Origin of the sequence: Muricoprocola aceti, from assembly GCF_025567005.1 — a bacterium.
Taxonomy (GTDB): domain Bacteria; phylum Bacillota; class Clostridia; order Lachnospirales; family Lachnospiraceae; genus Marvinbryantia; species Marvinbryantia aceti.
Genome location: NZ_JAOQKE010000008.1, coordinates 12,370 through 23,197, shown reverse-complemented (window position 1 = coordinate 23,197; position 10,828 = coordinate 12,370). Strand labels below are relative to the sequence as shown.

Genomic DNA, 10,828 nt, shown 5'->3' with positions numbered 1-10,828 from the left:
ATCCCATCCTATTCATTTAATCCGGCTGCCTCTGTCAGCGCACTGACAAACTCGTCATACCAGGTATCAAATGCTTCTTCTGTAATATATGGTGCAGCCGCTTCTTCTCTGGATGTGCCTTCTGACACTTCTGCATCGATAGTCTCACGGTCAGCCACAGCCTTGTCCTTCAGATTGTAATCCAGTATCTTTCTGACCTGATAGCTGTTGGCAAAACATTTCGGTACATAATACCGGGTATCTGCGAACTGATCCATCACCATTGTCAGACAGTCATAAGTCTTTGGAGCGATCTGAAGCTGTTCTTCTTCTACCACGCGATCCAGTGCCTCCGCTTTGTTTGCTTCTTTCTGTACCGGAAGATATCCGGATGCTGCACCAAACTTCAGGCTGTTTTCACTCTGGGTGAACCATTTCAGGAAAACACTTCCTGCATATTCATGTGCTTCGTCTGATTTTGTCATAGCCATACCGGCTCCCTGTTGTACACTGTATGCCTCCCCGCCCTCAAATACCGGTGCATTACAGATCGCATAATCAATTGGATAACTGTCATCATCCAGCTCCACATTGTCCGGGAAATACATGGATGATGCGGTGGATCCCGTATAGGCCAGAGTATCTCCTGTCTTCACATCATCGGAGCCAAACTTACCGTAGGATACAAAGTATCCTTTCACATACGGCACATAGTAATTTTCCCACATTTTATGGATCGCCTCTTTATCTGCCTGAAGTGTCACTTTTCCATCCTCTACCTCAATCAGATCATAACCCATCTGTTTCATTCCAATCAGAAAATAGTTCGACATGGAATCTCTGCCATAGAATGCCTTTCCGTCATCTGGCACATCCGGCGTCTGGGCATCCGTCCAGTCATAGTACTGCTCAGCAACTTTTGCAATTCCTTCTACTGTGCTCAGGTCATCCAGAGTTGCACCCGTCTCTTCTGCGAACTTGTCCCAGTCCGTCTTATTCATCATGGTGATTTCTGTGGACTTTGCAACCGGAAATACATACAGACCTCCGTCTCCTGCAAATTCTCCTTCCTGTACATAGGCATCTACATACTTATCCAGTTCTTCCGCTGTAAAATACTGATTCAGATCTGTCAGCAGTCCATCTTTCTGCAATCCAAGAGCAGAATCCGTGTACGCAGAAAAAAGATCCGGCATCTCTTCCGCATAGATGCCAAGATCTTTTCCTGCTGAGTTATTAAATTCTTCCACAAGCTTGTCAAAAGCAGCCTGATATGCCCCATTATAATAGTGCCATATCGTCAGCGTCACCGGATTCTCTAGATCCAGCACGCCGCCATCATCATATGTTTCTTTATACAAATCACCTGTTTTTAATCATAACAAGCCCGGACAGCCTTGCCAACGAATTACCATCTGCGGCAGTTCCGATTGCGGCATCTCCTGTGATACATCTCATCCTGCAACAGTACCTGGATCAGATCATGAAACCAGTTCACCGGTCTTGGTGGATAAGGTGGTCTTGGTGGCTGTGGCGGATAAGGTGGCTGCGGTGGTGCCATAGGATGATTCATCACATAGATATCCTCTTCCTGCTGCCTCTGCAGTTCTTCTTCCCACTGTGTCATCTTATCCTGCATCTTCTGTTCAATGCCATCTGTCAGTTCCATAATTCTCTGTTTTTCCGGCGTCTCGTCGAACATCACACTGCCTTCATACTCCATGCTGTCACAGACACGTTCTACCTCTTCCAGTACCTGCCGAACCCGCATCGGATAAAGTTCTTTCAGTCTTGTAAGATCTGCTTCATCCTGTATAGCCAGCTGTCTCAGAACGCCAGGATCACGATCCAGCATCTCTGTCTGTAAATGCTCCATCGGCACAGAATCCGTCTGTTTTTCCTCATTTTGCTGTGCCTGCCAGTGCTGTTCCATCACTTCATCACAGTTGGGATAGCAGGGACAGTACTGTGCGCCGCAGCACCCTCTCTTTTTCTTTTCCATAAAAGCTCCTGTTATCAGTCTCCCTATAGGATATGACAATCCAGGGTTTATGGTCAATAAAACAACTCGAAAGCTCCTCCTTCCGGCTCGCAGGTAAACGTCATCTGTTTTCCGGTCACCGGATGCCGGAACTGCAGACGACAGGCACACAGAGCAATCTGTTCTCCTTTTTCTGCCTCTGGATTATACTTCTGATCCCCTGCCAACGGCATATGGCTGGCTGCCATCTGTACCCGTATCTGATGATGGCGTCCGGTGAACAGCTCAATCTCAAACAGGGCACACCCCTCCTTTTCCTCCAGAACTTTATAATAAAGCTGTGCCTTTTTGGCTCCGGTGTTCCTTTCGCTTACCGCCTCCGAACAGTTTGTTTTTCCATTCTTTTTCAGAAAATGGATCAGCATCCCTTCTTTTTCTTCCGGGATTTTACAGCTTACCGCTTGATAATATTTCTTCATCTGGCCATTTTGCACCTGCGCACTTAAAGAAGCCGCGCTTTTTGCATCCCTGGCAAATACCACCAGTCCCTGCACCGGCTGATCCAGTCTGTGAATGACACCCAGATATGGATTGGCCCTTCCTTCTTTTTCAAACAGGTAAGTCTTCATCATACTTTCCAGATCTTTTTTCCCGAAAGATGCATTCTGAACCGCAAGACCGGAAGGTTTCCGGCACACAATGATCTGTTTATCTTCATATACGATGTATTCCATAAATTCTCCTTTTGTCCCCGGCTTCCTATAATGGGAAATGTAATTTCTTATGATTATATGAAAAAAGGATTCCCATTGCTGGGAATCCTTCTCTACGCCTCGTTAGATTAATCTCTATTATAATTTAACAACGTTAGCTGCCTGCATTCCGCGAGCGCCTTCAGTTAAATCGTAAGAAACAGCCTGACCTTCTTCCAGAGACTTGAATCCTTCACCCTGGATAGCTGAGAAATGTACGAATACATCTGCTCCGTCTTCACCTGTGATAAATCCATAACCTTTTTCTGCGTTGAACCATTTAACTGTACCCTTATTCATCTCGGTACCTCCATAAAAATATTGAGCAAATGTCTTCCTGTCTGACACCTTGCCTGAATCATAACTACTCCCCAATTATATGCGTAAATGCCACAAATGTCAAGCTGATTTTATCTGCAAACCCCGTCAGATTCAACAGTTTTCCGTCATTCTTCGCGGTTTTTCATTTTCTGATTTTCCGGTGTCACTGTGCCATAAATCTCCATCGGCACATAGGCTTTCACATGAATTCCATCACCCAGATATTCTTCCTCCAGAAGTTGTCCATACTTGCGGATCAGCTGGATCAGTCCGGCATCTTTGTAATCATAAAATCGTTCGATGAGGACATTTTTTTCATTCAGCAGTTCCTCCAGGATCTTCTTCACTTCTTCCAGGCCTTCCCCCCACTTGGCAGATATCCTCACTGTCTTTTCTGCCTTCAGGTCTCTTGGCAGATATCCATCTTCTACCTTATCCTGTTTGTTAAACAGTGTAACAATCTTCTTATCTGTCACACCCAGATTCTTTAACGTGTCATATACCACATACATCTGCTGATCCATCTGTGGACTGGAAGCATCTACTACATGGAGAATCATATCTGCGTATTTGGCTTCTTCCAGTGTACTGCGAAATGCATCAATCAGATGATGGGGCAGTTTACGGATAAATCCTACGGTATCCGTCAGCAAAATCTCCTGCCCGGAAGGCAGTTCCAGAATTCTTGTCGTGGGATCCAGCGTTGCAAATAACTTATCTTCCTCCAACACCTGCGCTCCTGTCAGAGTATTCAGCAACGTGGATTTTCCGGCATTGGTATACCCCACAATTGCTATCACAGCTGTGGATTTCCTGCTCCGTCTGCTTCTTGCTACTTCCCGGTGACGCTTCACCTCATCCAGCTCCCGGTTCAGCTGGGCAATCCGGCTCTTGATCAGCCGTCGATCCATCTCCAGCTTCTTTTCTCCCGGTCCCCTGGTACCGATTCCACCGCCGAGTCTGGATAAAGAACTGCCCAGTCCCACCAGCCTTGCCTGACGATACTTTAGCTGCGCCAGTTCTACCTGAATCTTTCCTTCACTGGTAGAAGCTCTGGATGCAAAAATATCCAGAATAATCAGTGTCCGGTCCATCACCTTCAGATCCAGTTCTTCTTCCAGATTCTTCAACTGAGCCGGTGTCAGCTCATCATCACAGATGATGCCTGTCGCCTCCACCTCATAAGCCAGCTGCTGTACTTCTGCAATCTTTCCGGTACCAATATAAGTACCCGGATGAATCTGTTCTCTGTTCTGGATCACACGTCCTACCGTCACTGCCCCTGCTGTCTTCGCCAGTTCTTCCAGCTCGTCCAGTGACTGTGCGGTATCATCACCTTCACCGGTGCTTACACCGACCAGTATGACTCTTTCTTCTACTTCTTCTATGATATCAAATCCCGTCATACCTGCTCCCTATCTGGTACTCAGAAAATCATACTCTCTCTGTCCGGCCTCATCATCCGGATAAAGCTGCATGAATTCCTCCGCCTTCTGCTTTGCCGTCTGAAAATCCTGCTTCTTTTCGTATACTACAATCTCATTATACAGCAGATCTCTCCTGGAAGAATCTGACAATTTCAGTGACAATCCAGTCTGGATATCCTGCAACGCCGTATCATAGTCTCCATCTGCCATATCGCAAAGTGCGATGCCATTATAACTCTCTGCTGTCTCTCCAAAAGTCTCCTTATACTGCTGATATACTACCCAGGCTGACTGCGTGTCTCCCTGCGCCAGGTAAACCTGTCCCATCAGACGCATGGCATCCTCTTTTTTAGCTTCTACTGATGGAGCCAGAGCTTCCGCTGCTTTCTCATAGTCTCCCAGGTAATAGTATATACTGCCTTTCTGGTAATCATCCTCCATCCCTGCTGATTCCTGATTCAACACCTGCTGAAGATACTGGTCTCCCACAGCTGACTGACTGATCTCCTCATATTGCCGATAAATGTTCAGCGCCATCTCATAATCCTTTGGCTTCAGTGTCATGGCTCCATCAAAATCTGCCTTTGCCGCATCCGTCTCCCCAAGCTTCAGGAAAGCAACACCACGCATATAATATGCATCCGCATTCTCTCCCAGTTCCAAGATTCTGGTACAGGTATTTTTCAGGCTCTCGTAGTCTTCCATCTTCATCTGGCAGGCCGCTTCATAAAGAGAAATATCTGTCTTTGTCTCCGGCATCTTCTCATCACACAATGCATAGGCCTGTTCAAAGGATGTTACTGCCTGCTCATACTGTGCCTGTTCCATAGCAGAAATACCCGCATCTCTGGCAGACTCCAGCTTTTCCTTTGTCTTATCTCCACATCCAGTCAGCAGCAGCATCACTGCAGCCAGTGCCAAAAGTTTCTTTTTTTTCATCTGTTTTTATTCCTCCTCTATACAAAAACAGGGATCAGTTTCCTGATCCCCATCATCATAACATACTTTGCTTTTCTTGCAAAGTTACTATTTTCCAGATGCTGCTCTGTCAAATTCGTCCAGAACGGACTGATCCGGTGCCGGTGTTGCCAGACTGAATGCAACGATAGCCACACATGCTACAATAAATGCCGGAAGAAGTTCGTAGATGTCCCAGATTCCTCCCAGTGGACGTACCAGATACTTCCATACAAAGATCATCACTCCACCGAAGAGCATACCAGCCAGTGCTCCATACTTATTGGTTCTTCTCCAGAACAATGAGAAGAGAACGACTGGACCAAACGCTGCACCAAATCCTGCCCATGCAAAAGATACAATCTGAAATACGGAGCTGTTCGGATTTCTTGCAAGAATGACTGCAAAAACAGCAATCAGCATCAGTGTAATTCTTGCTGCAATAATACCGCTCTTTCCGTTTCTGTTCAGCATATCGGAGGATACTGCAGAAGATGCTGCCAGCAGCTGAGAATCTGCAGTAGACATCGTAGATGCCAGGATGCCTGCCAGAATAATACCTGCCAGCAATGCAAAAATCACACCATGACGGCTGAGCAGATCTGCGATTCTGACAATAATAGTTTCAGAATTGGAACCTTCCAGTACATCAATTGCTCCTGCTTTGCTCATGGAATATCCTATTACGCCAATAAATACTGCGACTGCCATAGAGATCACTACCCAGATGATCGCAATACGACGAGAAAGTGTCAGTTTTTCTTCATCTTCGATTGCCATGAAACGAAGCAGAATATGCGGCATACCAAAATATCCCAGCCCCCATGCCAGGGTAGATAAAATCGTCAGCAGGCGATATGGCGACGCTGTGCCGGACGCCACATCATAACTCTGGACCATCGACAGATAACCCGGCAGTGCTTTTGCATTGTCGATCACTACATCCAGTCCGCCAGCTACATTCACTCCAAAGATCAATACAATAATCAACGCAATTGACATAATGATACTCTGAATAAAGTCCGTAGTCGATGCTGCCAGAAACCCTCCCATCATCGTATACCCTACAATGACAACCGCACTGATAATCATGGCTGTCATATAGCTCACCCCAAACAGGCTGGAGAACAGCTTGCCACAGGCTGCAAATCCAGATGCAGTATACGGGATAAAGAAAATAACAATAATAATCGCAGAGATCAAAAGCAGAATTCTGCTCTCATCGTGAAAACGATTTTTAAAAAACTGTGGCAATGTGATAGAATTGTTCGCCACATGAGAATAACGGCGAAGTCTCTTTGCCACGATCAAGAAATTCACATAGGTGCCGATGGCCAGTCCAATTGCTGTCCATCCAGCATTTGAAATACCGGTCAGATATGCTACACCAGGCAATCCCATCAGCAGCCAGCTGCTCATATCAGAAGCTTCTGCACTCATGGCTGTTACAAGTGGCCCCAGCTTTCTTCCTCCCAGATAAAAGTCATCCGTGCTCTCATTTTTCCTGGAACACATATAACCGATGTACAACATGCCACCAAGATAAATAATAATGGCAATCATAATACAGACTTTTGCAGATGTCATAATTTTTCTCCTCCTCTTTGTTACTCTTTTGCCATTATAACCTGTCAGGAGAACGATATCAAATAGAACAAAGTTTAGACTAAAGTCTATACTTTTCATGTCATTGTTTGTCATTTTTTCTGTAATTATGCTGTAATTATATCTATACGAAAAGTATTGTAAAATCTTATACCATATTGTATTTTTTTAGATACATGGCTCTGAAAATACAAAAAAGCATCGAGTCGAATTCTTCATTCGTTTCTCGATGCCCGAAAATCTGATAAAAAGATCGGCAGCATTCTCTGAGAGTAGCTGCGCAATGAATATTCTCCCCCGGAGATACACCAGTCATACATAAATGCCCGTTCACAGATTGCGTAAGCTTTTACAATCTCTCCTACCGAGATGTCAGTTCGCAATTCACCGGAAGTCTGTCCTTCCAGAATAATCTTACTGAGCAGACGATAATACAGACGACTTCGATCCAGCAGAGATTTTTCCCCGCGAGTTACCAGCTGTGTGGATAACAGCCGGGCAAGCAGATCTATAGAGATGCTGTTCTCTATCATTGTGAAAAGCTCCTGATTCAAAAACAGAAGCTTTTCATAACTGTTCATGGATTCCTCCATGTTCTCCATCAGTTCCTCATATTTTTCATCAAACAAATAAGCCAGCGTACTGAGCAGAGCATCCTTTCCATTAAAATAATGATAAAATGAGCCCTTTGAAGTCTTTGCCGATGCAATGATCTCATCTACTGTGGTATTATCATATCCCTGCTCATAAAACAGCTGCCATGCCGCTGTGATGATATTTCCTTTGGTATTTCTCTTCTGCTTCTTTGCCATATGTGGGTGCTATCCTTTCTTCCAGGTACTTTGGGACAGAAGCATCAGAATCGGGAAGATCTCCAGACGTCCGGCCAGCATGTCAAAGATTAACACCAGCTTAGACAGCACACTATATCCGCCAAAGTTGCAGGTTGGGCCTACCGCCTCCAGACCAGGACCAATGTTGTTGAAACAGGCCAGTACTGCCGAGAAGTTGGTCGTCGTAGAAAATCCATCCAGTGAAATAAGCAGGAAGCTGACAATAATAATGATTACATACGCAGACAGATAGGTGTTAATATTGCTAAGCACACTCTCTTCCATCATCTGTCCATTGTTGCACACCACTTCCACACGTCTTGGATATAATGCTTTTTTCAGATTTCTGCGCATATTCTTAAACAAAAGCAGCGCACGTCCACACTTGAATCCTCCTCCTGTACTTCCGGCACTGGCGCCAATCACCATCAGACACAGCAGAATTGCCTTTGAGAAACTTGGCCACAGGTCAAAATCTGTGGTAGCAAATCCTGTGGTCGTCATAATACTGGCAACCTGAAATGCTGCATGGCGCACTGTTTCACCCAGGCTGTCATACATACCATAAATATTGATGGTAATCAATACAATACTTCCCAATACCATGCCCAGGTACATTCTCAGTTCTTCGTCTTTCCAGACGGTCTTGAACTGTCTGATCAGAATCAGATAATAGCAGCTGAAGTTCACTCCGAACAAAAGCATAAATACCGTGCAGACATTCTGAAGATAAGGACTGTAACTGGCAATACTGTCATTTTTGATACCGAATCCACCGGTACCTGCTGTACCAAATGCGGTGCAGACTGCATCAAAAAGTGGCATTCTTCCAATCAGCAGAAACAATATATTCAAAACAGTCAGCAAAATATATAAAACATAGAGAATCTCTGCTGTCTGTTTCATCTTCGGAACCAGCTTTCCTACGTTCGGTCCCGGGCTCTCCGCTCTCAGAAGATGCATGGTATAGCCACCTTTGCTTCCCTTCAGGGAAGAAATTGCCAGTAGAAATACCAGAATTCCCATTCCACCCAGCCAGTGGCTGAAACTTCTCCAGTATAAAATACCCTTCGATAAACTCTCCACCTCTGGCAGGATGGAGGAACCTGTTGTGGTAAATCCTGAAACAATTTCAAAAAAGCAGTCAATATACTTTGGGATCTCTCTAGATATATAAAATGGAAGTGCGCCCATCAGGCTCATCACAATCCAGCTTAAGCCGACACACACCATACCTTCTCTTGCATAAAACCGTTTCTTTCCCTTACGGCACAGGGCATGCAGCCCAAGTGCAAGCAGTGCAATCATCACCATACTCCAGGAAAATCCACGGATTGCCGCGCTTTCACGACAATAAATACTGATACAGAGTGCCGGAATCATGAAGATCACTTCGATTCCGAGGATCTGAGCAATAAAACGCCCCATCATCTTGTAATTCATATGTCTGTTCCCTCAATTATTCAAAAATATCATTTAACTGATATAATACTTTATCGCTGCTGGTTACTACAACCACCGAATCTCCCTGGGTAAAACAGGAATCTCCGTTCGGGATCTCGATCTGTCCCCCGTGGATGATACTTGCAACCAGTACATTTTTACGAATCTTCAGTGCCTTCAACGGTTCGTTACAATGAATGGTCTTCTCATTCACACGGAATTCCATAGCTTCTGCCTGTCCATCTGCAATAGTGTGTACTGTCACAGCAGCCCCGGTCTGATTCTGCATAGCACGTACATAACGCACAATATTGTTGCAACACAGTTCCTTCGGGCACACCACACTTCCCAGTTCCAGTTCATCCAGAAGATTTCCGTTTCTTCTTCGTCCCACCTTGGTAATAATCTGGGATACGCCACACTTCTTTCCATACATGGCAATGATCATATTCATCTCATCCAGACCGGTTAATGTCACCAGGGCGTCCATCTCTTCAATGTCCTCACTGTACAATAATGCCTGACTGCTGGCATCTCCCTGGATCACGATCACATGTGGCAGAAGACTTGCCAGCTGAATACAACGTTCCTTTTTCTGCTCGATAATCTTCACAGACATACCGCTCTTCTGCAGTCTCTGCGCCAGATAGAAGCCAATCTTGCTTCCACCACAGATCATGACATTCTTCACTTTCTTTGTGATGGTTCCGATATTGTTCAACAAAATAGCCAGATTATTGGTTGGCGCTGTAACGAATACCCGGTCTCCTGCTTTCAGCACAAAATTACCATCTGGTGTCACTACATTGCCATTTCGCAGAACAGCACAAACCAGAACCCTGCATTTCACAATGCTGTCCAGTTCATTCAGTGATACATTACACAACTTGTTGCTGGCTTCCAGGCGAATCTCTGCGATCTCTACCCTTCCCCCGACAAACGCTTCTCTGTGCAGAAAACCAGGAAACTTCAGCAGCCGTTCAATCTCCACTGCTGCCTGTTTCTCCGGATTCACAGCAAGAGACAATGCAAAAGTATCCCGCATCTTATAAATCTGATTGGAATACTCCGGATTGCGGATTCTTGCTATCGTATGGATCCCAGGCCGCATTCCATGCGCTGTCATACAGCAAAGCAGATTCACCTCATCCGCACTTGTTGCTGCAATCAGCAGATCAGTCTCCTGAATACCAGCCTGATTCAGCACCTCCATGGATGCGCAGTTTCCCTGCACCGTCATGACATCGTAACTTTCAATACTTGCCTCCAGTACCTCTGGATTCGAATCCACCAGTGTAATATCGTGTCCTTCTGCCGATAACTGATTGGTCAGCATATTTCCGACTTTTCCATCCCCCGCTATAATTATCTTCACAGGTTTTTCCTCCATAAATTCGTCGATCTTATTATCATAACCGCTTTGAGCCACAGACAGCTCCGAATAGTTCCATTTTATCATATATCCGTATTAATTCAACTGATACCGAAACATTCAGATAGTAACATACTTTCTAAAATAAAACAAGGGAA

At 45.1% G+C, this 10,828-nt stretch carries 10 protein-coding genes; all 10 read right to left on the bottom strand.

Translation table 11 applies throughout. The features are described from left to right. Positions 1–8: 8 nt before the first annotated feature. The 10 genes from OCV47_RS08230 to trkA all read right to left on the bottom strand — a co-directional run bounded on the left by OCV47_RS08230 (position 9) and on the right by trkA (position 10,673). Positions 9–1,340 carry an extracellular solute-binding protein gene (locus tag OCV47_RS08230; protein WP_262654655.1) on the bottom strand — a complete coding sequence of 444 codons (1,332 nt, stop codon included), beginning with the start codon at positions 1,338–1,340 and terminating at the stop codon, positions 9–11. Between the two features lie 47 nt (positions 1,341–1,387). Continuing rightward, on the bottom strand, positions 1,388–1,981 hold the full coding sequence (locus OCV47_RS08225; protein WP_256297514.1) for a hypothetical protein: 594 nt from the start codon (positions 1,979–1,981) through the stop codon (positions 1,388–1,390). A gap of 53 nt (positions 1,982–2,034) precedes the next feature. Continuing rightward, positions 2,035–2,694, bottom strand: a complete 660-nt coding sequence (locus tag OCV47_RS08220) for an RluA family pseudouridine synthase (protein WP_262654654.1) — start codon at positions 2,692–2,694, stop codon at positions 2,035–2,037. Positions 2,695–2,811: 117 nt separating this feature from the next. Continuing rightward, positions 2,812–3,012 carry a cold-shock protein gene (locus OCV47_RS08215; RefSeq protein ID WP_040781595.1) on the bottom strand — a complete coding sequence of 67 codons (201 nt, stop codon included), beginning with the start codon at positions 3,010–3,012 and terminating at the stop codon, positions 2,812–2,814. A gap of 146 nt (positions 3,013–3,158) precedes the next feature. Then, positions 3,159–4,439 (bottom strand): GTPase HflX, encoded by a 1,281-nt coding sequence (gene hflX / locus OCV47_RS08210; RefSeq protein WP_262654653.1) that lies wholly within the window; start codon positions 4,437–4,439, stop codon positions 3,159–3,161. Between the two features lie 9 nt (positions 4,440–4,448). Next, on the bottom strand, positions 4,449–5,399 hold the full coding sequence (locus OCV47_RS08205; protein ID WP_262654652.1) for a tetratricopeptide repeat protein: 951 nt from the start codon (positions 5,397–5,399) through the stop codon (positions 4,449–4,451). Positions 5,400–5,486: 87 nt separating this feature from the next. Continuing rightward, positions 5,487–7,004: a sodium/proline symporter gene (locus OCV47_RS08200; protein WP_262654651.1), complete on the bottom strand. Its 1,518-nt coding sequence runs from the start codon at positions 7,002–7,004 to the stop codon at positions 5,487–5,489. Positions 7,005–7,237: 233 nt separating this feature from the next. After that, a complete protein-coding gene (locus OCV47_RS08195) occupies positions 7,238–7,834 on the bottom strand; it encodes a TetR/AcrR family transcriptional regulator (RefSeq protein ID WP_117447956.1) in 597 nt (198 codons plus the stop codon). Positions 7,835–7,843: 9 nt separating this feature from the next. Further along, positions 7,844–9,298: a TrkH family potassium uptake protein gene (locus OCV47_RS08190; RefSeq protein WP_262654650.1), complete on the bottom strand. Its 1,455-nt coding sequence runs from the start codon at positions 9,296–9,298 to the stop codon at positions 7,844–7,846. 16 nt (positions 9,299–9,314) lie between these two features. Then, positions 9,315–10,673: a Trk system potassium transporter TrkA gene (gene trkA / locus OCV47_RS08185; protein ID WP_262654649.1), complete on the bottom strand. Its 1,359-nt coding sequence runs from the start codon at positions 10,671–10,673 to the stop codon at positions 9,315–9,317. Between the last annotated feature and the right edge of the window lie 155 nt (positions 10,674–10,828).

What these genes read in the sequence shown, in the direction of transcription:
- hflX (WP_262654653.1), bottom strand. Translation starts at nt 4,439, where the DNA reads ATGACGGGATTTGATATCATAGAAGAAGTAGAAGAAAGAGTCATACTG.
- OCV47_RS08200 (WP_262654651.1), bottom strand. Translation starts at nt 7,004, where the DNA reads ATGACATCTGCAAAAGTCTGTATTATGATTGCCATTATTATTTATCTT.
- OCV47_RS08215 (WP_040781595.1), bottom strand. Translation starts at nt 3,012, where the DNA reads ATGAATAAGGGTACAGTTAAATGGTTCAACGCAGAAAAAGGTTATGGA.
- OCV47_RS08220 (WP_262654654.1), bottom strand. Translation starts at nt 2,694, where the DNA reads ATGGAATACATCGTATATGAAGATAAACAGATCATTGTGTGCCGGAAA.
- OCV47_RS08190 (WP_262654650.1), bottom strand. Translation starts at nt 9,298, where the DNA reads ATGAATTACAAGATGATGGGGCGTTTTATTGCTCAGATCCTCGGAATC.
- OCV47_RS08195 (WP_117447956.1), bottom strand. Translation starts at nt 7,834, where the DNA reads ATGGCAAAGAAGCAGAAGAGAAATACCAAAGGAAATATCATCACAGCG.
- OCV47_RS08205 (WP_262654652.1), bottom strand. Translation starts at nt 5,399, where the DNA reads ATGAAAAAAAAGAAACTTTTGGCACTGGCTGCAGTGATGCTGCTGCTG.
- OCV47_RS08225 (WP_256297514.1), bottom strand. Translation starts at nt 1,981, where the DNA reads ATGGAAAAGAAAAAGAGAGGGTGCTGCGGCGCACAGTACTGTCCCTGC.